Origin of the sequence: Sulfitobacter sp. 15WGC, assembly GCF_005068605.1 — a bacterium.
GTDB lineage: Bacteria > Pseudomonadota > Alphaproteobacteria > Rhodobacterales > Rhodobacteraceae > Sulfitobacter > Sulfitobacter faviae.
Map to the genome: position 1 here is coordinate 97,448 of NZ_SZNL01000008.1, position 23,866 is coordinate 121,313.

Annotated in this window: 19 protein-coding genes, 1 pseudogene and 1 riboswitch; of the genes and pseudogenes, 6 read left to right on the plus strand and 14 right to left on the minus strand. The window is 65.7% G+C overall.

Going from position 1 to position 23,866, the window contains the following annotated elements:
* Window position 1: 1 nt before the first annotated feature.
* From FCK22_RS08780 to FCK22_RS08835, 12 genes and pseudogenes are all read right to left on the minus strand, one after another.
* The gene (locus tag FCK22_RS08780; RefSeq protein WP_067266313.1) at window positions 2–739 is read right to left on the minus strand and encodes an ATP-binding cassette domain-containing protein; all 738 of its coding nucleotides are present in this window, start codon (window positions 737–739) and stop codon (window positions 2–4) included.
* The gene (locus tag FCK22_RS08785) at window positions 736–1,419 is read right to left on the minus strand and encodes a TenA family protein (protein ID WP_136720374.1); all 684 of its coding nucleotides are present in this window, start codon (window positions 1,417–1,419) and stop codon (window positions 736–738) included. The genes FCK22_RS08780 and FCK22_RS08785 overlap by 4 nt, the downstream gene beginning before the upstream one ends.
* Complete coding sequence (locus FCK22_RS08790; RefSeq protein ID WP_067266308.1) at window positions 1,416–2,363, minus strand: ABC transporter substrate-binding protein; 948 nt, start codon at window positions 2,361–2,363, stop codon at window positions 1,416–1,418. The genes FCK22_RS08785 and FCK22_RS08790 overlap by 4 nt, the downstream gene beginning before the upstream one ends.
* Before the next feature lie 37 nt (window positions 2,364–2,400).
* The gene (locus tag FCK22_RS08795) at window positions 2,401–3,363 is read right to left on the minus strand and encodes a HesA/MoeB/ThiF family protein (RefSeq protein WP_067266306.1); all 963 of its coding nucleotides are present in this window, start codon (window positions 3,361–3,363) and stop codon (window positions 2,401–2,403) included.
* On the minus strand, window positions 3,360–3,956 hold the full coding sequence (locus FCK22_RS08800; RefSeq protein WP_136720375.1) for a thiamine phosphate synthase: 597 nt from the start codon (window positions 3,954–3,956) through the stop codon (window positions 3,360–3,362). Before FCK22_RS08800 ends, FCK22_RS08795 begins: the two co-directional genes overlap by 4 nt.
* The gene (locus tag FCK22_RS08805) at window positions 3,953–4,714 is read right to left on the minus strand and encodes a thiazole synthase (RefSeq protein ID WP_067260906.1); all 762 of its coding nucleotides are present in this window, start codon (window positions 4,712–4,714) and stop codon (window positions 3,953–3,955) included. Before FCK22_RS08805 ends, FCK22_RS08800 begins: the two co-directional genes overlap by 4 nt.
* A 3-nt stretch (window positions 4,715–4,717) precedes the next feature.
* The gene (thiS, locus tag FCK22_RS08810; RefSeq protein ID WP_067260908.1) at window positions 4,718–4,915 is read right to left on the minus strand and encodes a sulfur carrier protein ThiS; all 198 of its coding nucleotides are present in this window, start codon (window positions 4,913–4,915) and stop codon (window positions 4,718–4,720) included.
* Window positions 4,905–5,885, minus strand: a complete 981-nt coding sequence (locus tag FCK22_RS08815; protein ID WP_067260911.1) for an FAD-dependent oxidoreductase — start codon at window positions 5,883–5,885, stop codon at window positions 4,905–4,907. The genes thiS and FCK22_RS08815 overlap by 11 nt, the downstream gene beginning before the upstream one ends.
* Window positions 5,878–6,681 carry a bifunctional hydroxymethylpyrimidine kinase/phosphomethylpyrimidine kinase gene (gene thiD, locus FCK22_RS08820; protein WP_067260913.1) on the minus strand — a complete coding sequence of 268 codons (804 nt, stop codon included), beginning with the start codon at window positions 6,679–6,681 and terminating at the stop codon, window positions 5,878–5,880. The genes FCK22_RS08815 and thiD overlap by 8 nt, the downstream gene beginning before the upstream one ends.
* Before the next feature lie 66 nt (window positions 6,682–6,747).
* A riboswitch (TPP riboswitch) is annotated at window positions 6,748–6,844 on the minus strand.
* A gap of 111 nt (window positions 6,845–6,955) precedes the next feature.
* Window positions 6,956–10,284, minus strand: a pseudogene (locus FCK22_RS08825) (error-prone DNA polymerase).
* On the minus strand, window positions 10,284–11,771 hold the full coding sequence (locus tag FCK22_RS08830) for a DNA polymerase Y family protein (RefSeq protein ID WP_082851918.1): 1,488 nt from the start codon (window positions 11,769–11,771) through the stop codon (window positions 10,284–10,286). The pseudogene FCK22_RS08825 and the gene FCK22_RS08830 overlap by 1 nt, the downstream one beginning before the upstream one ends.
* On the minus strand, window positions 11,719–12,453 hold the full coding sequence (locus FCK22_RS08835) for a hypothetical protein (protein ID WP_231886256.1): 735 nt from the start codon (window positions 12,451–12,453) through the stop codon (window positions 11,719–11,721). Before FCK22_RS08835 ends, FCK22_RS08830 begins: the two co-directional genes overlap by 53 nt.
* A 145-nt stretch (window positions 12,454–12,598) precedes the next feature.
* Between FCK22_RS08835 and FCK22_RS08840 the strand changes: the two genes are divergently transcribed.
* A complete protein-coding gene (locus FCK22_RS08840; protein WP_067260918.1) occupies window positions 12,599–13,237 on the plus strand; it encodes an SOS response-associated peptidase family protein in 639 nt (212 codons plus the stop codon).
* On the opposite strand, the gene FCK22_RS08845 is transcribed toward FCK22_RS08840, so the two are convergent.
* Window positions 13,234–14,664 (minus strand): UdgX family uracil-DNA binding protein, encoded by a 1,431-nt coding sequence (locus FCK22_RS08845; protein ID WP_067260919.1) that lies wholly within the window; start codon window positions 14,662–14,664, stop codon window positions 13,234–13,236. The two genes, FCK22_RS08840 and FCK22_RS08845, sit on opposite strands and share 4 nt — an antisense overlap.
* Window positions 14,664–15,899, minus strand: a complete 1,236-nt coding sequence (locus FCK22_RS08850; RefSeq protein WP_067260920.1) for a putative DNA modification/repair radical SAM protein — start codon at window positions 15,897–15,899, stop codon at window positions 14,664–14,666. The genes FCK22_RS08845 and FCK22_RS08850 overlap by 1 nt, the downstream gene beginning before the upstream one ends.
* Before the next feature lie 227 nt (window positions 15,900–16,126).
* Between FCK22_RS08850 and dctP the strand changes: the two genes are divergently transcribed.
* The 5 genes from dctP to FCK22_RS08875 all read left to right on the plus strand — a co-directional run bounded on the left by dctP (window position 16,127) and on the right by FCK22_RS08875 (window position 23,866).
* Window positions 16,127–17,098 carry a TRAP transporter substrate-binding protein DctP gene (gene dctP, locus FCK22_RS08855; protein WP_136720376.1) on the plus strand — a complete coding sequence of 324 codons (972 nt, stop codon included), beginning with the start codon at window positions 16,127–16,129 and terminating at the stop codon, window positions 17,096–17,098.
* 19 nt (window positions 17,099–17,117) lie between these two features.
* Window positions 17,118–17,600, plus strand: coding sequence for a TRAP transporter small permease (locus FCK22_RS08860; RefSeq protein WP_231886257.1), 483 nt, complete (start codon window positions 17,118–17,120; stop codon window positions 17,598–17,600).
* 13 nt (window positions 17,601–17,613) lie between these two features.
* Entirely contained in the window at window positions 17,614–18,918 is a 1,305-nt protein-coding gene (locus FCK22_RS08865; RefSeq protein ID WP_331710974.1) for a TRAP transporter large permease, read from the plus strand.
* A gap of 397 nt (window positions 18,919–19,315) precedes the next feature.
* Window positions 19,316–20,833, plus strand: coding sequence for a malonyl-CoA synthase (locus tag FCK22_RS08870; protein ID WP_067260928.1), 1,518 nt, complete (start codon window positions 19,316–19,318; stop codon window positions 20,831–20,833).
* Window positions 20,834–21,007: 174 nt separating this feature from the next.
* Window positions 21,008–23,866: a monovalent cation/H+ antiporter subunit A gene (locus tag FCK22_RS08875; RefSeq protein ID WP_067260930.1), complete on the plus strand. Its 2,859-nt coding sequence runs from the start codon at window positions 21,008–21,010 to the stop codon at window positions 23,864–23,866.

A 23,866-nucleotide genomic window follows, 5' to 3' on the forward strand; every position in this document is an offset into this window, starting at 1 on the left:
ATCAGGCGACCTGCGCGGGCGAGGCCAGCCCCATGCGGCGCAGCAGATCGGCTTGAGCGGCGAGGGTCTCGGGGGCGTCGATCCGGCGCGGCGGCGGCGCTTTGGGCAGGGGGCAGGGGGCGACCCCATGGCGGCTCACGATCCAAGCGTGATCGGCGAGCCTTAGGGCCTCAGCCGGGTCATGGGTGATCAGCAGAACGGTTCGCCCGCAAAGCAGCCGCGCCACTAGATCCTGCATTTTAAGGCGGGTCACCACATCGAGGGCCGAGAACGGTTCGTCCAGCAAGACCACGGGGCGGTCTTCGTAAAGCGTGCGGGCAAGGGTGACGCGCTGGCGCTGACCGGCGGAAAGCTGGGCAGGTTTGCGGCGCAGCTCCGCACGAAGCCCGACCTCGGCCAAAAGTGCTGCGGCGCGGTCAGGGTCCGTCCGTTCTCCGCGCAGCCGGGCGGGGATGGTGACATTCTCAACCGCATTCGCCCAAGGCAGCAGTTGATCGTCCTGCGCCATCATCGCAACACGTGGGGCGATGGGACGGTCGTCATCCGTAGCAATACGGCCCTCCAGCCGGGCCACAGTGGGCAGACCCGCAAGCAGACGCAGCAGCGAAGTTTTCCCCACACCCGAGGGGCCGAGCAAGACGTTCCATTGCCCGGCCTTGAGGGTAAGATCAAAATGGTCGATCAAGGGGCCAGCGGCGCCGTGAAGCGCGCCCGATAGATGCACCGTAGGGGCGGTCATGCTGCCGCGGGCGACAGCGCCATGTCCCAAAAGCCGACCTCAAGCGCTGTGGCCGTGTTGAAACGCTCTTGCAAGGTCTTGGTCCGTGGCAGGGTTTGCCAGTTTGCACCCAGACGCCGCTCTAGCCCCCCGTCGATCAGCGCGCCGACATCGCGGCACAATGCTTGATACTCCTCGCCGCCATAGACCGAGCACCAATCGGCATAGGGGCCGTCATTGCCCCGCAGGGCCAACCCGATCTCACCATAGCCCAGAACGCAGGGGGCGAGGGCGGCCATCAGGTCAAGGAAGTCCCCGGAATAGCCCGCCTCCAAAACATAGCGCGTATAGGCGAGGTTGCCGGGAGCCTCTGCCGTGGCCTCAAGCGAGGTGCGGTCGATGCCATGGCCTGCGCAGGTTTCCAAGTGGAGGGGCATCTCCACATGCACGAGCGCATGGACCGTGGCACTCGCGGCGGCCATTTCATCCAGCGTTTCCGCCTTGGCCGCAGCAAGAGCCCAAGCGCGGGCGAAGTGAATCAGGAAAACATAGTCCTGCCGCAGGTAATGCAGATAGCTGGCCTGTGGCAGACTGCCGTCGCCCAGCTGTTCGACAAAGTCATGGCGGGTATAGGCCCGCCATGTCTCTCCGGCACCATCGCGCCAAGCGGCGAAGGCCTTGCCGTAATCGGGCGCCGTCATGGTTTCGCCTGCGCTGTGACGTCGACCACTAGATCGGCGGCGGGGATCACGGCGTCCACCACGCCGCTTTCCTGCATGAAGGTCTCGAACCGGTCATAGCGCCCGTGGTCCACCGCGGCGGGGCGGGTGGCGAAACGGGGCCAAGTGTCTTCCCATGCGCGGGTGTTCAACTCGTTGCGCAGCTCGGCGTCGGAGGCAAAGAAGACCTCTCCGCTGGTGGCCGGATCATTCACGATATCGGCGGCGGCCCGTTCGGTGGCACGCAGGAAGCGGGCGATCATGTCGCGGTCCATCTCTTCGGCATGGGCGACGTAGATCAACTCGTCATAGGCGGGCACGCCCTCGGCTTCGGGGTAAAAGCAACGGCCCTCATGGCCTTCGATTTGCATCTGGTTCAGCTCGAAATTGCGGAACGCGCCGATCACCCCGTCGACTTGGCCCGACATTAGCGCGGGCGAGATCGACCAACCGATGTTGATTTGCTCGACCTCGGCAGGCGCCACGCCATTGTGGCTCAGCATCGCATTCAGCAGCATCTCTTGCACGCCCGCCACGGCGAAACCCACCTTTCGGCCCTTCAGGTCCGCCATCTCCTGCACCGGCCCGTCGGCGCGGACGACGAGGCAGGTGAGAGGGGTTTCGACCAGCGTGCCCACGCGACGCAGGTCCAAGCCCTCGCGCTGGGCGAGATGCAGTTCCGGCTGGTAAGAGACCGCAAGATCGACCCGGCCCGCCGCCACCATGCGCGGCGGCTCATTCGGGTCGGCGGGAGAGACGAGTTCGACCTCTAGCCCCGCATCGGTGAAATAGCCCTTTTCCTGCGCCAGAATGATCGGCCCGTGGTCAGGGTTCACGAACCAGTCGAGCATGACGGTCATCTTGTCTTGGGCCAAGGCGGGGGCCGCGATCAGCGTCAGGGCAAGGGGGGCGAGGATGTTTTTCACGAAGGGTCTCCAGTATATCGTTTATGCGGGAAGAGGGTCAGGCGCCCGGGAGGGCGAGCAGGGCGATCTCGCCCGGCCAGCGGGGGCGGAGGGTTTTGGCCGCGTGATGCGCGCGCAGGCCGGTGCGGCAGGCGAGCACGATGCGCGGTGCATCGGCTGGCAACGGCAGGTCCGGCAGCGCCTCGGGCGGGACATGACGCGCTTGGGCTGAGAAAGGCGCGGGCGCTTCGGCGCGCAGGTCGATGACCATATCGCGCGGGGCGATCTGGCTTTCGGCGATGAAACCTGCGGCGCGCGCAGGTTCGGGCGCGCTGTCGAAACGAAAGCCCGACATGCGCCATTGCGCGGCGTCCCAGATCATGAGTTGCCCCAGCGGGGAGGGCGCGAGACCCAGCAGGACCGAGAGCGCCATCTGCGCCTGTGCCGCGCCGATCATCCCGACCACGGGCCCCAAGACGCCCGCCGTGTCACAGGTCGCTGCTGTCTGCGGCAGGTCAGGGAAAACAGCGCGCAGCGAGGGGGCACCCCCGCAGAAACCGCCGACATAGCCGGAAAGCCCAAGGGCCGAGGCTGAAATCAGCGGTTTGCCCTGCGCCCGGGCTTCGTCCGACAGGGTCAGGCTGGCGGCGAAAGTGTCGGCGCAGTCGAGGGCGATATCGCAGTCCGCCAGCAGGGCGGGCGCATTGGCGGGGGTGAGCCATTCGGCACGCGGGGCAAGCGTCACCTCGGGGTTCAGCGCCGCCATCGCCTCGGCGGCAGCACGGACCTTGGGCCTGCCGATATCGTCCATCCGGTAGAGCGGTTGGCGGTGCAGATTGCTCAAGGCCACCTGATCGCCGTCCACCAATGTGATCCGCCCGACACCGGCCCCGACGAGATATTGCAGCACGGGCACCGCCAGCGCTCCGGCCCCGACGACCAGCACATGCGCCGCCGTGAGCCGCGCTTGCCCCTCGGCACCGACCTGCGGCAGAACCGTCTGGCGGGCGTAGCGGCTCATGCCGTCACCTCAAGCCATTCGCGCATCCGCGCTTCGGGGTCTGCGTTCAGCGTGATATCCGTGACCGCCGCCACCGTATCGGCCCCGGCGGCAAAGGCCCCCGGCGCGCGGGCGACAGACATGCCGCCAATGGCGCAAAGCGGGATATCCCCGATCCGCGCCTTCCATTCCGTCAGCCGGTCGAGCCCCTGTTCGGTCCATTTCATCTTTTTCAGAATGGTCGGATAGACGGGGCCCAGGGCGATGTAATCAGGGGCGAGGGCCAGCGCGCGGTCAAGCTCGGCATGGTCATGGGTCGACAGGCCCAGCTTCAGCCCGGCGGCGCGGATCGCGGGGATGTCGGCACTGTCCAAATCCTCTTGCCCCAGATGCAGCCAATCGGCCCCCAGTTCAATCGCCAGTTGCCAATGGTCATTCACTACCAGCAGCGCGCCGTGCTGGCGGCAGAGGTCGAGCGCGGTGGTGATCTCGGCGCGCAGCACCTCTTCCGGCGCGTCCTTGATGCGCAGTTGCACCAGCTTCACACCCAAGGGCACGGCCCGCGCGACCCATGCGGCACTATCGAAGACGGGGTAGAAACGCGGCAAGCTCATAGCCAAGCCTTTCCGATGACGGGGGTGGAGGGCACGGCCATGTCGCGCTGGCCCATGGGGCCGGAAGCGGCTGCAAGCGCGCCCGCGCGGCAGGCCAGCGCAAAGGCTTCGGCCATGGCGGCGGGGTCGCGGGCCTCGGCCACGGCGGTGTTCAAAAGCACCGCGTCGAACCCCATCTCCAGCGCTTGCGCGGCATGGCTGGGCAGGCCGAGGCCCGCGTCGATCACCATGGCCACATCGGGAAATGCTGCCCGCAGACTGCGCAGCCCGTGCAGGTTGTTCAGCCCCAGCCCCGAGCCGATCGGCGCACCCCAAGGCATCAGCACCCGGCAGCCTGCATCGACCAGCCGCGCGGCCAGCACCTGATCCTCGGTGGTATAGGGGAAGACCTCGAACCCATCGGCGCAGAGCGCCTCGGCAGCCTCGACCAGCCCGAAGGGGTCAGGTTGCAAGGTGTCGGCATGGCCGATGACCTCCAGCTTGATCCAATTGGTGCCAAAATACTCCCGCGCCATCTGCGCCGTGGTGATCGCCTCGCGCGCCGAATGGCAGCCGGCGGTGTTGGGCAGCAGATGCACGCCCAAGCCGCGCACCATGTCCCAAAACGCCTGTCCCGCGCCTTGCTCGCGGCGCAGCGAAACCGTGGCGACCGGCGCGGCGCTTTGGCGAAAGGCGGCCTCCATCACTGCGGGCGAGGGGTAGCGCGCGGTGCCCAGCATCAGCGGCAGGGGCAGGGCGGTGCCGTAAAAATCGCGCATCGCTCAGCCCCCCTGCATGGCGCTGAGCACTTCGAGCCGGTCGCCGTCGCTCAGCATGGTCTCGCCCCGCGCGCCTGCGGGAACGAAACTGCCGTTGAGGGCGGTGGCGACTTTCGCTTCGCCCCAGCCCAGTTCTGCCAATGCCGCGTCAAGCTGCGCGGCGGTGACCTCTCGCGTCTCGCCGTTCACTTCAATCTTCACGGAATAAATCCCCCGTTATCGCTGTTGCCAGAAAGCCCGCAGCCTGTTCGGCCAAGGCGGGCGCCATGAGAAAGCCGTGCCGGAACAATCCGTTCAGATGCAGCACCGCCCCGCGCTGCACGATGCCGGGCAGATTGTCGGCGAAGGCCGGGCGCAGGTCGGCGCCCATCTCGATGATCTCGCCCTCGGCAAAGCGCGGGTCGAGCGCATAGGCGGCTGAGAGCAGTTCCAGCGCCGAGCGGGCGGTCATGCCGCTGCGGCTGGCGCTTTCGATCTGGGTCGCGCCCAGCATGTAGATGCCTTGCCCGCGCGGTACGACGTAGAGCGGGTGGCGCGGGTGTAGCAGGCGGATCGGGCGGGTGAGGGTGATCTCGGGCGCGCGCAGCAGGATCATCTCCCCGCGCACGGCACGCAGACCGGGCAGAGCGTCGCAGGCCACCATGCCGCGGCAGTCGATCACCGGGCCTGTGACCTCCGAAGGGGTGAGGGCCGTGGTCTCGACCTTTACCCCTTGGGCGATAAGGGTTTGGGATAGATCATGCAGCGCTTGGCGCGGGTTCAGATGCGCCTCCTCGGCAAAGAACAACCCGCGGCGATGGCGCCCGGCGAGGTCCGGCTCGCAGGTCGCGATGGCTTCGGCGTCGCAGTCGCTGTGGCCCTCGGTGCGGGCGGCAAAACGCTGCAATTCCGCGCGGTCCCGCTCGGGGGCGAGGACCAGCGTGCCCCTATGGGTGACCTCCGTGACCTCCCCCCATAGCGTCGCAGCACGCCGCCCGTGGGTCACCACCGCAGGCTCGCTCAGCGCGCCTTCGCAAAAGGGGGCGAGCATGCCGCCCGCCCACCACGAACAGCCGTGCGGCCCGGGCGGGCCTTTGCGGTCAACGAGCCGGGGCCGCAGCCCCTGCGCCAGACAGGCCCGCGCGGCCCAGAGCCCTGCCACGCCCGCGCCGATGATGGTGACATCATTCATGGGGCCAAACGCCGTGGAAATGATGCACCGGCCCGTGGCCATGGCCGATGTTGAGGGCGTCCGCCGCGGCAATGGCGCGTTGCAGATAGCTATGGGCGGCCTCCACCGCCCCCGGCAGAGGCTGGCCCCGCGCCAGACCGGCGGCAATGGCGGCAGAGAGCGTGCAGCCGGTGCCATGGGTGTTCGCCGTCTGCTGGCGGGGCGCGGAAAGGCGCAGGGTCTCGGCCTCGGAAATCAGCAGGTCGACGCAGGTTTCGCCCTTGCCATGGCCGCCCTTCATCAGCACCGCGCGGGGGCCGAGCGACAGCAGCGCGCGGCCCTGCGCGAGCATGGTGGCCTCGTCGGTGGCTTCTTCTGTGTCCAGCAGCCGTGCGGCCTCGGGCAGGTTCGGCGTCAGCACATGGGCGCGGGGCAGCATCCGGTCGCGCAGGGTTTTGACCGCTTCGGCAGAGAGCAGCGCATCGCCGGATTTCGCCACCATCACCGGGTCGAGCACAACGGGTGCGGGGCAGTCGGCCAGCCCCTCGGCCACGGCGGAGATCGTGGCCGGGTCGCCCAACATGCCAATCTTGACCGCGCCGATGGCCAGATCGTCAAAGACCGCCGCCATCTGCGCGCGGATCATCGCAGGCGCGATCATGGCGACCGCGGTGACGGCGCGGGTGTTCTGCGCGGTGACGGCGGTGAGCACGCTGGCCCCATAGACGCCGAGCGCGCTAAAGGTCTTGAGATCGGCTTGAATCCCCGCCCCGCCGCCGCTGTCGGAGCCCGCGATTGTCAGTGCTTGAAACGCCATTCGGCCCCCATTCGTTAGATGGGCCAAGGGCATGGAGATACGGGGTAAACGACCGCCCGGATGGGGCTGATGCTTGCTTCCGTTCCCTACGCCGGTACGACCCGGATCAGGTTCGATGGGTCGGTTTTCACCTCTCAGCCCTGCGGCACCCCAACGGATTTCCGGCAGGCTAGCGAGGGGCGTTCATAGGGTCAACAGGGGATCGGTTAATTATTGCGTTTCGTTTTATATCAGTTAGTTGCGGTGCGCACCTCATGCATTGCATGAGGAATCGTTAATGAAAATCCCGCGATTTGGGGATCACCTTGGCATCACGCGGGTGGCCGTGCATGGCCACCTGACCGGGCAGCGGATGGGTCGGGTGATCGCCCGGCGTCGTGATGCCGGGCATCGGCGCGTCCGACAGCGCCGCCAGCCGGTCGGAGCGGTTTTCGAGCCGCTCGGCCACCACATGGATCACCCGCCCGTCGGTCTGCACGCGCCCCTCCACGACCAGAAGCCGCGACGACATGATCGTGGGGCGGTAGAGCTTGAACATGTTTGGCCAGATCACGAGGTTGGCGACGCCAAACTCATCCTCCAGCGTGATGAAGCACACCCCCTTGGCGCTGCCGGGTTTCTGGCGCACCAGCACCAGCCCCGCCAGCTTCACCCGCCGCCCGTGGCCCATGCGCGAAAGGTCTCGCGCCGAGGCGAACCCCTGCGCCGCAAGGCTCCCGCGGTAGAAGGACATCGGATGCGCCTTCAGCGACAGGCGCATCGTCTGATAGTCGGCCACGACCTGTTCCGCCTTTGGCATCACCGGCAGATGCACCTCCGGTTCCGGGCCGCGGGCCGAAGCCTCGGCATGGTCGAAGATCGGCAAGGCGGGCGCGTCGCGCAGCCCTTGGGCCTGCCAGAGCGCTTGGCGCCGATCGATCCCCATGCTGCGCATCGTATCGGCGGCGGCGAGCTGGCGGATCGCCTTGGCATCGAGACCGCGCGGGACTTGAGATCTTCGACATCGGCGTAAGGCGCGTCGCGCCGGTCCATGATCCGCGCGCCGGCCTTTTCCTGCAGCCCGTCGACCATGCGCAGCCCCAGCCGCAGGGCGAAACCGTCCCCACGAGGCTCCAGCGTGCAGTTCCAGTCCGAGAGGTTCACATCCACATCGCGCACCTCGACCTGATGTTCACGCGCATCGCGCACGATCTGCGCCGGCGCGTAAAACCCCATCGGCTGGGAGTTCAAGAGCGCGCAGGCAAAGGCCGCCGGGTAGTGGCATTTCATCCATGACGAGACATAGACCAGCTTGGCGAAACTCGCCGCATGGCTTTCGGGGAAACCGTATTCGCCAAAGCCCTTGATCTGGTCGAAACAGCGCTGCGCGAAGACCGGATCGTAGCCGCGTTTGGTCATGCGGCCCACCATCTTGTCCTGCAGCTTCTCAATCGTCCCGCGCGAGCGGAAGGTGGCCATGGCCTTGCGCAGCTCATTGGCCTCGGCGGGCGAGAAGCGCGCCGCGTCGATGGAGATCTTCATCGCCTGTTCCTGAAAGATCGGCACGCCCAAAGTCCGGCTGAGGATGCTGAACAACTCGTCCTGCGGATAGGCCGGGCCGGGGGCGGGGTAGACGACGCTCTCGAGCCCCTGACGGCGGCGCAGGTAGGGGTGGACCATGTCGCCTTGGATCGGGCCGGGGCGGACGATGGCGACCTCGATCACCAGATCGTAGAAGACGCGGGGCCGCAGTTTCGGCAGCATCGCCATCTGCGCCCGGCTTTCGACCTGAAACACGCCAAGGCTGTCGCCCCGGCAGAGCATGTCGTAGGTGGGCCGCCCGGTGGCGTCGTCCTCGTGATCTTCCACCGGCACCGTGGCCAGTTCCAGCGGGCGGTCGTAATGCGCCTCGATCAGGTCGAAGCATTTGGCGATGCAGGTGAGCATGCCGAGCGCGAGGATATCGACCTTGAAGATCTGCAAGGCGTCGATGTCGTCCTTGTCCCACTCGATGAAACTGCGCTCGGGCATGGCGCCGTTGCCGATGGGCACGATCTCGGTCAGGGGGCGTTCGGTCAGGATGAAGCCGCCGACGTGCTGGCTCAGGTGCCGTGGCATGCCGATCATCTGGGAGGCGAGCTTCAGCACCATGCGCAGGTAGGGGTCCGAGAGGTCCAGTCCGGCCTCGCGGGCGCGGGCGTCGTCCATCTCACCCTCGAAACTGCCCCAGACGGTGCCGGCGAGTTTCGAGGTCACGTCTTCGGAAATCCCCATCGCCTTGCCGACCTCGCGAATGGCCGAGCGCGGGCGGTAGTGGATCACCGTGGCGCAGAGCCCGGCGCGGTGGCGGCCGTATTTGCCGTACATGTACTGGATGACTTCCTCGCGCCGCTCATGCTCGAAATCGACGTCGATGTCGGGCGGCTCGTCGCGTTCCTCGCTGAGGAACCGCTCGAAGAGCAGGTCATGCACCGCCGGGTCGACCGAGGTGATGCCGAGACAAAAACAGACGGCGGAATTGGCCGCCGAGCCGCGCCCCTGGCAGAGGATCGGCGGCTCGGCCTCCTCGCGGGCGAAGCGGACGATGTCGTAGATGGTCAGGAAATAACGCGCGATCTTCTTGGAGGAGATCAGGGCGAATTCCTTCTCGATGGTCTTTTTCACCGCTTCGGGCACGCCTTCGGGGTAGCGCCGGGCCGCGCCCTCCCATGTCAGGCGGGCCAGTTCCTCCATCGGGCTGCGGCCCTCGGGGACGATCTCATGCGGGTATTCATAGGCCAGATCGGTGAGGCGGAAGGTGATCTTATCCGCCAGCTTGCGGGTCTCGGCGATGGCATGGGGCCAGTCGGCGAAGAGGCGGATCATCGCCGCGGGGGATTTCAGGTGTCGCTCGGCATTGGCGGCCAGCAGATAGCCTGCCTTGGGCACGATCACGCCTTCGCGGATCGCCACCATCACGTCCTGCAAGGGCCGCCGGTGGCGGGCGTGGTAGAGCACGTCGTTGGTGGCAAGCAGCCTCAGCCCATGGGCGCGGGCCAGCGCATCCAGCCGGTTGATCCGCGCGCGATCATCGCCCCGGTAGAGGAAACTCGCGCCGATATGGCGCATCCCCGGCAGCGCCTTCAGCAGCCGCGGCAGGCCCGCGGCGAAGAGGTCGAGGTTCTCGGGCGGCATGACGATGAGGTGCAGCCCTTCGGCATGGCCTTGCAGCATTTCTAACGTCAGATGGGTCTCGCCCTTTTGCTGCCATTCGCCGTCGACCGATTGCATCTTGCCCGCCGAGAGCAGCGTCGAGAGCCGCGCATAGGCGGCGCGGTCCTGCGGGTAGGCGAGGATCTCGGTCCCGCAGAGCAGCACCAGACGCGCGCCGATCAGGGGGCGGATATGGGCCTTTTCCGCCTCCACATGCAGCCGCACCACGCCCGCCAGCGTGTTGTGATCCGCGATGCCGAGGCTGTCGTAGCCGTGGTGATGCGCCGTCTCGACCAGATCGACGGCGTCCGAGGCGGCGCGCAGGAAGGAAAAACAACTGGCCAGCCCGAACTCGACGTAGTCCGCTCGCGGTGGGGCGCTGAGCCCGTCCTCGCCCAAGGTGCGGCGCTTATGTCCCTCTTGCTGCGGCATCAGGCGAACATCCCGTGCAGGAACCAGCGCGGCTCGGCCCCGCGGCCGTCGTGGATCACGCCTTCGCGGTAGAGCCAGAAGCGCTGGCCGCCCGCCACCTCCACCTTGTAATAATCGCGCAGACGGGTGCCGGGGCGGTCGCGCCACCATTCCGGCGCGATGCGCTCGGGCCCGGCGTGGCGGGTGGTCTTGTAGGTGACGCGGCGCCAGTTGAACTGCGAGGGCGGGCCTTCGGGCACGGCGTAGATCACGCGCACCTCCTCGGGCGGAGTGAGCAGGCGCAGCGGGCGCTCGCGCAGCAGCAATGGCGCGGCGGTGGGGTTGGTCTGGAGGGCCGGGGCGCGTTCTTCCACCGCCTCGGGCTTGTGGGTCTCGCGCCACTGCGGCCAGCTCACCTTTTCGGGGCCGAGCTTGGCGACCAGACGGTCCAAGAGCCCGGCCACGTCCGCCGAAGGGTCGCGCTTGCCGTCGAGGTGGTCCTGCATCAGCGGCAGCGGCTCGCTCGCCAGCGCCTCCAGCGTCATGAGGTCGAAGCCAAAGCCGCTGTCGATGTTCTCGAGCTTGCCGTCGAAAAGGCGGCGCAGATGGGCGGCGTCCCGGCTGGCGCGGGCGGTGGCTGTGTCGAGGCCGCGCCAGTCGCCGTCGATGCGGTAGACCGTCAGCCGCAGCCGCCGCGCACCCAGTTCCGCCCGGGCCAGTTGCGCGCAGAGGTCCTCGACCAGCGCGGGCAGATGCGGGGCGGGGTCGAGCACCGGCTCAGCCAGGCGGCTGCGGGCCATGAAGTGACGGTGGTCGGGCGGGGCGTTCAGCGGGTCGGCGGCCTTGCCGAGCGCTTTGTCGAGCAGGATCAGCGGGTTGCGCTCGGGCTTCAGGCTGGCGAAGCGGCGCATCAGTGCGGCGCGGGGCAGATCGCTCAGCGCGCCGATGGTCTTGAGGCCGAGCCGGTCCAGCAGCCGCGTGGTCTGCGTATCCAGCCGCAGGGCGGCGACGGGCAGGGGGGCGAGGGCGGCGCCCACGTCCTCGGCCCCGCAGATCTGCGCGCCGGAGCCGAAACGCGCCAGCGCCTGCGCGGCCCCGGGGGTGGGGGCCATGGCGCAGCGCGCGGTCAGCCCCTGCAGCGCGAAGCGGCTGCGGATGTCGCGCAGCATCGCCGCCTCGCCGCCAAACAGATGCGTGCAGCCAGTCACATCGAGCAGCAGACCGTGATCGACGTCCCGCGCCGTCCAGGGGCACCAGCGCCGCGCCCAATGCACCAGCCGTTTGACCAGCGCGGCGTCGCCCTCCAGATCGGCAGGCTCGACATGCAGATCGGGATGGATCGCCTGCACGTCGACCACCCGCGCGCCCGTCTCGATGCCGCGGGCGCGGGCGGCGGCGCTCAGCCCATGGACCACCGGCCCGTGCGTCCCGTCGCACGACAGGACCACCGGCACCTCATCCCCCGGAACGCTGCGGTATTGGCTGATCACCCGGCGCCAGCGCTCCATCGTCAGATCGGGGAACCAGACGGAGACGATCCGCGGCGCGGGGGCTGTGGCGTTTGTCGGGCTCATGATCGGCCACCCAACGCCCCGGCGCATGGCCGCGCGCGCGAAACAGCTCCAGATCCCAGCGGGCCGCGCCCGGGGCCTGCGGATCGTCGGGATGCGCCTGTGCGGGCAGGGAGGCGATGCGCCAGCGCATCCGCGCCGCGCTCAGGCCCCCGGGGTCGCCGCTGCGGATGAGGTAGAGCGGCACGCCCGAAGCCTCGGCCCGCAGCGACAGCCGTTTGGTGGCGGTGAAATCCAGCACCTCCGGCCCGCCATGCACCTCCCCCACCACGGCTGAAAGCCCCGCGCAGGCCGCGCCTTCCTCCATCGTCCAAAGCACGTCGCGCGGGTGGCTGGCGGTGACCAGAAGCACCGGCTGCTCCAGCCCGAAGGCTGCAAGGCTCGGCGTATAGGGCGCGCCGTTCTCGCGCCGCGACAGGAAGTCCTGCACCCAAAGCACCGGCCCCTTGCCGCGCGGCAAGAGCGACAGGACGAAGCCACTGGCCGAAGCACTGGCGAAGGCCTGCGGAAAGACATCCGTCAGCGGCGCATGGGTGGCCAGAACCCCCGGTTCGGGCGGTGTCGACGGCCGTCGCCGTGGCAGGGTAAGGACCTGCCCATATGTAGAATCGGTTGTCATGCACGACTCCATATGTTCATATTTTGTTCTATTCATAAACGATGAACTGCGCTGCTGTCAAAGATTTGAGCGGCGCCGCGAAGCCCTTGCCGGGGCGCGGAAAAACCGCATCTACTGGGCTCAAGGGCGGCGACAGGAGGCGAAAATGTGCAATCTCTACTCCCTCACCAAAGGGCAGGACGCGATCCGCGGCTGGTTCGACGGGATCGAGGACAATGCAGGCAATCTGCCGCCCATGCCTGGCATCTACCCCGATTACCCCGCCCCGGTAGTGCGCCACGGCGACACCGGCCCGGTGCTTGAGATGATGCGGTGGGGGATGCCGTCCCCGGCCTTTGCGCTCAAGGGCAAGAAGACTGACCGCGGCGTCACCAACATCCGCAACATCGCCTCACCGCATTGGCGGCGCTGGCTGGTGCGGGAGCATCGCTGCGTCGTGCCCTTCACCGCCTTTTCCGAGCCGCTGAACCGCCCCGGCGAACGCTCGCGCCCGGTCTGGTTCGCGCTTGGCGAGGACCGCCCGCTGGCCTTCTTCGCCGGGGTCTGGACGCAGTGGACCTCCGTGCGAAAACTGAAGGACGGGGAGACTACCGACAACCTCTATGGCTTCCTGACGACCGAGCCCAATGCCGAGGTCGGTGCCGTGCACCCCAAGGCGATGCCGGTGATCCTGACCACGCCCGATGAGGTGCTGACGTGGCTCAGCGCCGAGACCGCCGACCTGCCAAGGCTGCAACGTCCGCTGCCCGACGGCGCCCTTCAGGTCATTGACCCCGAGGATTAAGCCGCCTCGGCCATCATCCGCGCCGCCATCGCGAGGTCGGAGCGGAACTGCGCCTCGGCCTCCTCGCGCGCCGCGGGGTCGGGGACGCGCAAGAGGTAGGAGGGGTGCAGGGTGATCAACACCGGAATGCCCTCCGGCCCCGCCTCTATCGTGCCGCGGCGTTTCAAGATGCCCGCGCCCTTGCCGGTCAGGCTCTGCGCCGCGGTGGCGCCCATGGCGAGGATGAGTTTCGGCTGCACCTGCGCCACCTCGGCGTTCATCCACCAGCGGCACTGGTCGATCTCCGGCGTCTCGGGGCGCTGATGGATGCGGCGTTTGCCGCGGGCGGTGAATTTGAAGTGTTTAACCGCATTGGTGACGAAGGCGGCGTCTCGGTCGAGGCCCGCTTCCCCGGCAATGCGGTCGAACATCTGCCCCGCCGGTCCGACGAAGGGGCGGCCCGCGAGGTCTTCTTGATCGCCGGGCTGTTCGCCCACAACCATCAGATCGGCATCTCGTGGCCCTTCGCCCGGCACGGCCTGCGTGGCGTGGCAATGCAGCGGGCAGCGGGTGCAGGCGCGGATCGCGGACGGAAGCTCTTCGGCCGGGCCGTCCCAAGCGGAATCAAAGGCCGAAAGCTGCGCCTGCACCCGGTCCATCCGCGCCGGCGGCAGGGTCGGGGCGGCTTCGGCCATGGCGCGGGCGCGGGCCGGGGCCTCGGCGATCATCTGGGGGATGAAAGCGGCCTCAGGCATGTTCTTCCAGTATTTCTTGGGCATCTCCGATTGCATCGCCTTCACCATCAGGCGGGCGGGATTGAAGATGTTCTGGAAGTAGGTGATCCACAACTGCTCGCCCGCGTCCTCGGGCAGGTCGGGCTTGGTGTGGCCTTCCTGAAAGCTGAGCTTGCCGCCCTCGAAGATAGCCGAGACATCGGGCGTGAGAATGCGCCAGTCCATGTCGGAAAACCGCCGCACGAAGAAATCCGCCGTAGGCTCCACCGTGTGATGCGTGGGCTCGAACCATGCGGCGAAGCTGCGGCGCGGGGCGTTCGGATCACCGATCTCGCGGAAGCGGACGAAGGCTTTCATCTTGTGCTGGCAGCGGCGGACGTTCTTCTCCATCCCCCGCAAGACGGCGAGGTCGGCATCGCCGCGGTCTGACATCAGATGCGGCGCGTCCTTCAGGCGCCAGAGGAAGGCATAAAGCCGCGCGAAACGTTCCGGGTCGCTGTGCCAGACCGCCGTCTCGGCCATCGACACGAAGCTGCGCGGCACTGCGGTGCGGCCCGAGGCGGCCGGTGCGGCCTCCGCGCCGAAAAGGTCAGGCGCGGCGGCATGATCGCCCCAGAGGATCTGCTCGGGCGGCACGCCCGCGGCCAGAAAGCCACGCGCCGCCTCGCGCCATGCCTTGGCGGTGCCGATGGGGGGCAGGGAGACGCGGTGCATCAGAACAGGGTCAATTGCTCAGGCGGCGGCGCGAAACGCGCGCGCAGGTTGGCGCTGTCGGTGAGGCCGCCGGGGGTCCAGCCCCCCGCGGTGACGAAGGCGCGGGCCTTTTTCATCGAGGCGCCCATGCGGGTCAGGTCTTCGTAGCGCAACGCGCGATGGCGACGCGCAGCGAGGATGCGGTTTACCGTCTTCACTCCGAACCCCGGCACCCGCAGCAGCATCTCGCGGCTGGCGCGGTTGACGTCGAGCGGGAAGTGCTCGCGGTGCACCAACGCCCAGGCAAGCTTGGGGTCGATCTCCAGATCGAGGTTGCCGTCGCGGGTGACGGAGGTGATCTCGTCCAGTTGGAAGTCGTAGAACCGCAGCAGCCAGTCGGCCTGATAAAGCCGGTGCTCACGTTGCAGAGGCGGGCGGATCAGCGGCAGTTTCGACGAACTGTCGGGGATGGGCGAGAAGGCGGAGTAATAGACCCGCTTCAGCTTGTAGCTGGAATAGAGCCGCGTCGATTGCCCCAGCACGGTGGCGTCGTTCGACCCATCCGCGCCGATGATCATCTGCGTCGACTGGCCCGCGGGCGCAAAGCGCGGCGGGCGTTTGCCGGAGAAGGACTTCTCCTTGCTCGCCTCCTTAGTCATGCGCACGTTCGCCATGGCGCGGCGGATCTGCTCGGGCTTTTTCTCGGGCGCATATTGCTGCACCGCCGTGTCGGTGGGCAGCTCCACGTTGATCGACAGACGGTCCGCCAGACGACCCGCTTCCTCGATCAACTCGGGCGAGGCGTCGGGGATCGCCTTGAGGTGGATGTAGCCGCGGAAGTTCTCCTCGTGGCGCAGCTTGCGGGCGATCTGCACCATGTCGGACATCGTGGCATCGGGTGAGCGGATCACGCCCGAGGACAGGAACAGCCCCTCGATATAATTGCGGCGGTAGAACTCGATGGTGAGTTTTACCACCTCGTCCACGCTGAAGCGCGCGCGCTCCACGTTCGAGGAGACGCGGTTGATGCAATAGCTGCAATCGTAGATGCAGAAATTCGTCATCAGGATCTTGAGCAGGCTGATGCACCGCCCGTCCGGGGCATAGGCGTGGCAGATGCCGCTGCCTTCGTTGGAGCCCAGACCCTTGCCATCGCGCGAGTCGCGCTTGGTGGAGCCCGAGGAGGCGCAGGAGGCGTCGTATTTCGCCGCGTCGCTGAGAATCGCCAGTTTCTGATCGAGGGTCTGTTTGGTCATGCGTTCTATATATGTTCTCAACGGGGCGGCGTCATTAATCTATCTTAATGCCGCGACAATTTGCGCGTGGGGCTGCTGAGGGGGTGGGGTGGGCCCGTGGCGCCGAGATTAAATTGACGTAGCGAAATCTAGTCGCTACCAATTACATGCAGATACATATTATGCATTTGCATGCGAGAGCACCGGGGCAAAGATCGCGGGCTTTTGATCACAACTGGGAGACGACCATGAAAACAACAACCACGCTTAGCGCGGCGGTCTTTGCCGTCAGCACATTTGCCTCCGGCAGCATCGCTCAGGCCGAAGAAGTGACCCTGCGGGCCGTTTCGGCCTTCACCCTCGGCACCGCTTTCAGCCGCGAGTTCGAGTCCTTTGTCGAGTGGATCAACGAGAACGGCAAGGGGGTCGTGCAGATCAATCTGGTCGGCGGTCCTGAGGCCGTGCCGCCATTTGAACTGGGCAATGCGGTGCAGTCCGGCGTCGTCGACATCGCCAACAACACCACGGCCTATTACCCCAACCTGCTGCCCACCGGCGACGCACTGCATTTGGCCGAGAACACCATTCAGGACCAGCGCGCCAACGGCTGCTATGAACTGGTCGACCGTATCCATCAAGAGCAGATGAATGTGAAATACCTCGCCCATGCGGGCGACGGAATCGGCTATCACCTTTATCTCACCAAACCGGTCGAGGGGCCGGATCTGAGCGGTCTGACCATCCGCACCACGCCGGTTTACCAAGCGATGTTTACGCAGCTTGGTGCCACCCTCGTGCGGACCGCGCCGGGCGAGGTCTACAGCGCGCTGGAGCGTGGTGCGATTGACGGCTACGGCTGGCCCTCGCAGGGGGTGCTGGACCTTGGTTGGGACGAGCAGACGAAGTACCGTGTCGACCCGAGCTTTTACAACGTCGATGTTAACGTTCTCGTGAACCTTGATACTTGGAACGGGCTGACGGAGGCGCAGCGCGCCAAGTTGGCGGAAGGTGCCGCTTGGATGGAAGAGCTGAACAACGACAACGCGGATCGGAACGCCTCGGAATATGCGGCGCAGGCCGAGGCGGGTATCGAGACGATCACCTTTGGCGAGGCCGATGCCGAGACTTGGATCGCTGCCGCCCGCGATGCCGGTTGGGCCGCGGTGGAAGAGGTCGATGCCGATCTTGCGCAGCAGATGCGCGCCTGCATGACCAAGTGATCCTCCAATGATCTCTAGAATGTTTGACCGGACACTCCGGGGGCTGGCCGTCTTTTCGGCTGGTATCCTCGGGGTGATCGCGGTGTTCATCGCTCTCAATGTTGTGCTGCGCAATCTTGGCCTGCCGGTGGTCTATGGCGCGTTGGATGCGATCCAATATGCGCTGATGATCGCCACTTTCCTAGGCGCGCCATGGGTGTTGTCGATTGGGGGGCATGTGAAGGTCGATCTGATCACCAGCAATCTTGCGCCACGCACGGCCCATCAGCTCACCCGTCTCACCAGCGCTATCGGCGCTGTTACGGCGGGGGTGCTGGGGTGGTACGGGTTACAAGCGGTGCTGGCCTCCGCCGCGCGCGGGTCGATGATCCGCACGTCATTCGTCATCCCGGAATGGTGGATGCTGGCCTTTGTGCCGCTGTCATTGGCGCTTTGCACGGTTATTTTCATTCGCCGCCTTTTCTATCCGGAAACGGCCGAGCGTAGTCTGAGTGGTCTTTGAGATGGATTGGGCTTTGATCCTGACGTTCATGCTGGGCAGCCTCGCCGTGCTTTTGCTGATCGGCTTGCCAGTCGCCTTTGCCTTTATCGCCGTGACCACCGTGGGCGCATACTTCGTGCTGGGGGGCGAGCGCGGCATTCTGCAACTGGCGCGCAACTCGGCGCAGTCGGTGGCGAATTTCCAGCTTGCCCCGATACCCCTGTTCATCCTGATGGGGGAGATCCTCTTCCAGACCGGGGTGGCGCACCGCGCCATCGACGCCATTGAGCGGGTGGTGACGCGCATCCCGGGCCGCATGTCAGTGGTGACGATCTTTGGCGGCACGATCTTTGCGGCACTCTCAGGCTCGACCATCGCCAATACCGCGATGCTGGGCGGCACGCTGCTGCCGGGGATGCTGAAACGCGGCTACCACCCCTCGATGGCCATGGGGCCGATCATGGCTTCGGGCGCGATTGCGATGCTGATCCCGCCCTCGGCGCTGGCGGTGCTGGTGGGTTCGCTTGCCGGTATTTCCATCGCGGGGCTGCTGATCGCGGGGGTGCTTCCGGCCCTGCTGCTGGCGGTGCTTTTCGTGGCCTATGTGGTGGGGCGCAGTATATTGGACCCAAAGGTCGCGCCGCCCGATGTTTACGAGGATATGCCGCTGCGCGACCGGTGGACGCCCTTCGCAATCTACGTCTTGCCGCTGACGGTTCTTTTCGCGGTGGTGATCGGCTCCCTGCTGGCAGGGATCGCCACGCCTACGGAGAGCGCTGCGCTGGGCAGTATCACGGCGGTGATCATCGGGGCAGCCTATCGGGCCTTGAGTTGGGAGAAGATGGGTCTTGCTCTGATGGAGACGCTGAAACTGTCGGTGATGATCCTGTTCATCATTGCGGCCAGCCAGACCTTTGCTCAGGTGCTGAGCTTTTCCGGCGCGACCAACGGGTTGATCAATGCGATCAACGCGGTCGATCCGACGCCCTTGATGGTGCTTTTGGGGATGATTGCGATCCTGCTTTTTCTGGGGTGTTTCATTGATCAAGTGTCGATGTTGATGGTGACGGTCCCGGTTTTCGTACCCCTAGCGGGCGCGATGGAGATCAATGAGCTGACCCTCGGCGTGGTTTACCTGCTGACCATGGAAATCGGCTTGCTGACACCGCCCTTCGGGCTGCTCCTCTTCGTCATGCGGGGCGTGGCCCCCGAGGAGATCCGGATGCCGCAAATCTATGCCTCGGTGATGCCCTTTTTGTTAATCAAGCTCTTCGTGCTGGCGCTGGTCGTCTGGCTGCCGGGCATTGGCACTTGGTTACCGGGCTTGATGGGCCGTTGATCCGCAGGGCGGCGCGTTGGAGCGTCGCCCTGCAAGGGCGCATTTAAGCATCCACCTGCAAGGGCGCATTTAAGCATCCACCTGCAAGGGCGCATTTAAGCATCCACCTGCAAGGGCGCATTTGAGCATCCGCCTGCAAGGGCGCATTTGAGCATCCGCCTGCAAGGGCGCATTTGAGCATCCGCCTGCCAGGGCGCTTTTATGCATCCGCCTGCAAGGGCGCATCGCTGCATCGCCCTGCAAGGGCGTGTCAGCATCGCCCTACAAGCTATTGCCTCGGTTCAACATTTCCCCTCACCGCAGCCCTCCACCCGCTTGCATTACCCTGCGTAATACGATTGTAATTCCGCGAGGAGGCAATCGGCTTTCCCAAGAACAACACGTGAGGAGCACCGTGATGGCAAACCCCCTTTATGACACTCTGTTTGGCCGTCACGCTGGCAAGACGACCGCCTTTTTGCACCTTGAGGGCGGGGTGACGCTGACCCATGCGGGCTTTCTGAGCCGGGCGGGCCGCTTTGCCAATGTGCTGACCGGGTTGGGGGTGAAGCCGGGCGACCGGCTGGCGGTGCAGATCGACAAATCCGCGGATGCGCTGGCGCTTTATGCCGCTTGCGTGCAGGCGGGGGTGATCTTTCTGCCGCTGAACCCGGCCTATACGGCGGAGGAGGTGCGCTATTTCGTGACCGACAGCGGGGCGGTGGCTTTCGTCTGCCAGCCTGCGCGGCGCAATGAGATGGCGCCGCTTGCCAAGGATACGGGTTGCCAGCTTGAGACGCTGGGCAGCGAAAATGATGGTAGTTTTGCGGATCGTGCAGCCTCGGCCCCCGATCAGTTCGAGACCGTCGCGCGTGGGGCCGATGATCTGGCCGCCTTCCTCTATACCTCCGGCACGACGGGGCGCTCAAAGGGGGCGATGCTGACGCAGGCGAACCTTTTGTCCAACGCGCAGACGCTGGCCGATCTGTGGCGCTTCACCAATGCGGACGTGCTGCTCCATGCGCTGCCGATCTTCCACACCCACGGGCTTTTCGTGGCGACGAATGTGACGCTGGTGGCGGGGGGTGCGATAATCTTCATGCCCAAGCTCGACATCGACCGATTGATCGACCGGATGCCCCATGCCACCGCGATGATGGGGGTGCCCACCTTCTACACCCGGCTGCTGGACGACGCGCGTTTTACCAGCGAGACGGCGGCAAATATGCGGCTGTTCATCTCGGGCTCGGCCCCGCTGTTGGCGGAAACCCATGTGGATTTCGAGGCCCGGACTGGCCACCGTATTCTTGAGCGTTACGGCATGACCGAGACCAATATGAACACCAGTAACCCCTATGAGGGCGAGCGCCGTGCGGGCACCGTGGGCCTGCCGCTGCCGGATGTGGAGTTGAAGATCACCGACCCCGAAACCGGCGCGACCCTGCCGGATGGCGAGATCGGCAGCATCGAAGTGCGGGGGCCCAACGTCTTCAAGGGCTATTGGCAAATGCCCGAGAAGACTGCCGCCGAATTGCGCGAAGACGGGTTTTTCATCACCGGCGATCTGGGGCGGCGCGATGCGGATGGCTATGTCACCATCGTGGGCCGCGACAAGGATCTGATCATTTCAGGCGGCTATAACATCTACCCCAAAGAGGTCGAACTGCTGCTCGACGACCAACCAGGCGTGTTGGAAAGCGCGGTGATCGGCGTGCCGCACCCCGATTTCGGCGAAAGCGTCGTGGCGGTGCTGGTGGCACGCCGGGGCGTGGAGCTGGACGTGGCGCAGATCGCTGAGGGCGTGGCCGGATCGCTGGCCAAGTTCAAACAGCCCCAGAAGTTGATCGTGCTGCCGGAACTGCCGCGCAACACGATGGGCAAGGTGCAAAAGAATGTGCTGCGCGAAAACTACCGGGACCTCTTCCAACCGGAGTGACACGGCCCGAGGGGTACTGTCGGACGGGCAAAGGCACGGGCATCCCCCTCGCACGGGGCAGGGTGGGGGCGTAACCTGCGACAATCTGGCGTTTAATGCCCGGTTTCGCTTGAGGTGCCGGGAAAATTTCTACAGAACGTGGTGACCTTTCAGTCCGCTAGATCAGGAGTTCGCGTGTCCCTCTTCCTTATCGTTGCCTTGCCTTTCCTTGGTGCTTTGCTACCCGGGCTGATGAATTCCGCAGGGCGCCAAGCCTGCGCCGGGGTCACCTTCATGGTTACCCTCGTGGCCTTTGTCGGCCTGCTCACCCATCTGCCCGCCGTGCTGGCCGGAGAGGTGCTGACCGCGCGGGTTGACTGGATCCCGCAGCTTGGTCTGAACCTCACCTTGATGCTCGACAGTCTTGGCTTTTTCTTTGCCTGTCTGATCCTTGGCATCGGTCTGCTCATCATCGCCTATGCGCGGTCTTACCTGTCGCGCGACGATCATATGGGTGAGTTTTTCACCTATCTATTGCTCTTCCAAGGCGCGATGGTCGGCATCGTTCTAAGCGATAACGTGTTGATCCTGCTGATTTTCTGGGAGCTGACCTCGCTGTCGTCCTTCCTGCTGATCGGCTATTGGAAGCATTTGCCCGAAGGCCGCCAAGGCGCGCGGATGGCGCTGACCGTGACCGGCATGGGCGGGCTTGCGATGATCGGTGGCATGCTGCTGCTGGGGCAGATCGTCGGCAGCTATGACCTGAGCGTGATTTTGGAAAACCGCGAGGCGATCCAAGCCTCACCGCTCTATCTGCCTGCGCTGATCCTGATCCTGCTGGGCTGTTTCACCAAATCGGCGCAGTTCCCCTTCCACTTCTGGCTGCCCCACGCCATGGCCGCGCCCACGCCGGTCTCGGCCTATCTGCACTCCGCCACGATGGTGAAGGCGGGGATCTTCCTGATGGCGCGGATGTGGCCTGTGCTCTCGGGCACGCCGGAGTGGTTCGTCATCGTCACCACGGCGGGGCTGATCACCATGGTGCTGGGCGCGGTGATCGCGCTGTTCAAACATGACCTGAAGGCGCTCTTGGCCTTCTCGACCGTCAGCCACCTTGGCCTGATCACCATGCTTCTGGGCACCGGCACGGCCTTTGGCGCGCTGGCGGCGGTGTTTCACATCCTGAACCACGCGACCTTCAAGGCCGCGCTCTTCATGTCGGCGGGGATCGTGGATCACGCGGTACATACGCGCGACATCCGCCGTTTGGGCGGGTTGCGGCATCTGATGCCGGTGACCTTTGTGATCGCTACGCTGGCGTCGCTTTCGATGGCGGGGATCCCGCTGTTCAATGGCTTCCTGTCGAAAGAGATGATGCTGGAAGAGACGCTGCATACCACGCTTTTCGATCTGCCGTGGCTGGTGCCTGCGCTTGCGACCTTTGGCGCGCTCTTCTCGGCGGCCTATAGTTTCCGGCTGATCGGCCACACCTTCCTTGGCAAAGAGCGCGACGACTATCCCGATCATCCGCATGATCCCAAGCCCGGCCTCTGGTTGCCGCCAGCGCTGTTGATCATTCCCGTGGTGGTGATCGGCCTCGCGCCGTTTCTGGCCGAGCCTTTCGTCAAGCTGGTGACCGCCTCTGTCCTTGGCGAGGCGGCCGAGATGTCTTCTGCGCATTTCAAGATCTGGCACGGGCTGGGTCCGGCGCTTTATATGTCGATCATCGCGGTCATGGGCGGGCTGATCCTGCTGGCGCTCTTCACCCCCTTGCTGCGCATCTGGGATGCCTCACCCCGGCCCGAGGCCAAGCGCATCTTTGACCGGATCATCGCGGCCTCTGTCGGCCTGTCGCAGGCGGTATCGCTGCGGCTGCACAATGGGGCTTTCTCGCGCTATGCTGCCGTGATGGCGGTGACCGTCGTGGGCGTGGGCTATTACGCTTGGGCCACCGGCACGGTGGGCGCGGCGAGCCGCGCGCTGCAACCGACGAATGCCGTGCAGATCGCGGGCTGGCTGATGCTGGTCGCGGCGGCCTGCGGCCTCGTCTTCCTGCACCGCAACCGCCTGTTGTCGCTGATCCTGATCGGCATCGTCGGGCTGATCGTCTCGGCTGGTTTCGTCTTCTTCAGCGCGCCTGACTTGGCGATGACCCAGCTGACGGTCGAGGTGGTGACGATCATCCTGCTGCTTTTGGCGCTGAACTTCTTGCCCAACCGCACACCGATCGAAAGCAGCGTGCTGCGCCGGACGCGGGACGTTGTCGTCTCCCTCGCGGCGGGGGCGGCGACCATGGCGCTGTCCTATCACTACCTGCTGCGCGACACCGTGGCGCCGAGCATTTCCGAATTCCACCTCGCCAACTCCTACAAGGGTGGCGGTGGCACCAATGTGGTAAACGTGATCCTCGTCGATTTCCGGGGCTTCGACACCTATGGGGAGATCATCGTGCTGGGCATCGCGGCCCTGCTGATCTACGCGTTGACCGAGACGCTGCTCTCGGGCCCGGTGCGGGCGCGTTTGCTGAACCGCAAACCTGACCAGCCGCGCGCGGGCGACCGGCATCCGATGATGATGGTGGTGATGACCCGCGTGATCATGCCGGTGGTGCTGATGGTAGGTTTCTACATCTTCCTGCGCGGCCATAACGAGCCGGGCGGCGGTTTCATCGCCGGTCTCATCGTCTCCATCGCTGTGGTGATGCAATATATGGCCAGCGGCTTTGCCTGGGCCTCGGCGCGGCTGCGCTATCCTTATCATGGGATCATCGGCACCGGCGTCTTGATCGCGGGGCTGACGGGGATCGGCTCGTGGCTCTTTGCCAAACCCTTCCTCACGTCGGACTTCACCTATGTGCGCATCCCGCCCTTCGACAAGTTCGAACTGGCGACGGCGGCGCTGTTCGATCTGGGCGTGTTCCTTGCCGTGGTGGGGGCGGTGATGCTGTCGCTTGAAAGCTTCTCGCGGCTGGCGCGCCGGGCGCATGTGCCCGAGGCCGATCACCCGATGGACATCGACCCATCGCGCGAAGACAACACCAAGGCGGAGGCATAA

Bases quoted from the DNA above. Each gene is read 5' to 3' on its own strand.
- FCK22_RS08805 (WP_067260906.1), bottom strand. From the start codon at position 4,714: ATGCGCGATTTTTACGGCACCGCCCTGCCCCTGCCGCTGATGCTGGGC.
- FCK22_RS08780 (WP_067266313.1), bottom strand. From the start codon at position 739: ATGACCGCCCCTACGGTGCATCTATCGGGCGCGCTTCACGGCGCCGCT.
- FCK22_RS08815 (WP_067260911.1), bottom strand. From the start codon at position 5,885: ATGAATGATGTCACCATCATCGGCGCGGGCGTGGCAGGGCTCTGGGCC.
- FCK22_RS08870 (WP_067260928.1), top strand. From the start codon at position 19,316: ATGGCAAACCCCCTTTATGACACTCTGTTTGGCCGTCACGCTGGCAAG.
- FCK22_RS08860 (WP_231886257.1), top strand. From the start codon at position 17,118: ATGTTTGACCGGACACTCCGGGGGCTGGCCGTCTTTTCGGCTGGTATC.
- FCK22_RS08830 (WP_082851918.1), bottom strand. From the start codon at position 11,771: ATGGAGCGCTGGCGCCGGGTGATCAGCCAATACCGCAGCGTTCCGGGG.
- FCK22_RS08835 (WP_231886256.1), bottom strand. From the start codon at position 12,453: ATGACAACCGATTCTACATATGGGCAGGTCCTTACCCTGCCACGGCGA.
- thiD (WP_067260913.1), bottom strand. From the start codon at position 6,681: ATGGCGTTTCAAGCACTGACAATCGCGGGCTCCGACAGCGGCGGCGGG.
- FCK22_RS08795 (WP_067266306.1), bottom strand. From the start codon at position 3,363: ATGAGCCGCTACGCCCGCCAGACGGTTCTGCCGCAGGTCGGTGCCGAG.
- FCK22_RS08800 (WP_136720375.1), bottom strand. From the start codon at position 3,956: ATGAGCTTGCCGCGTTTCTACCCCGTCTTCGATAGTGCCGCATGGGTC.
- FCK22_RS08850 (WP_067260920.1), bottom strand. From the start codon at position 15,899: ATGACCAAACAGACCCTCGATCAGAAACTGGCGATTCTCAGCGACGCG.
- FCK22_RS08785 (WP_136720374.1), bottom strand. From the start codon at position 1,419: ATGACGGCGCCCGATTACGGCAAGGCCTTCGCCGCTTGGCGCGATGGT.
- FCK22_RS08845 (WP_067260919.1), bottom strand. From the start codon at position 14,664: ATGCACCGCGTCTCCCTGCCCCCCATCGGCACCGCCAAGGCATGGCGC.
- dctP (WP_136720376.1), top strand. From the start codon at position 16,127: ATGAAAACAACAACCACGCTTAGCGCGGCGGTCTTTGCCGTCAGCACA.
- FCK22_RS08840 (WP_067260918.1), top strand. From the start codon at position 12,599: ATGTGCAATCTCTACTCCCTCACCAAAGGGCAGGACGCGATCCGCGGC.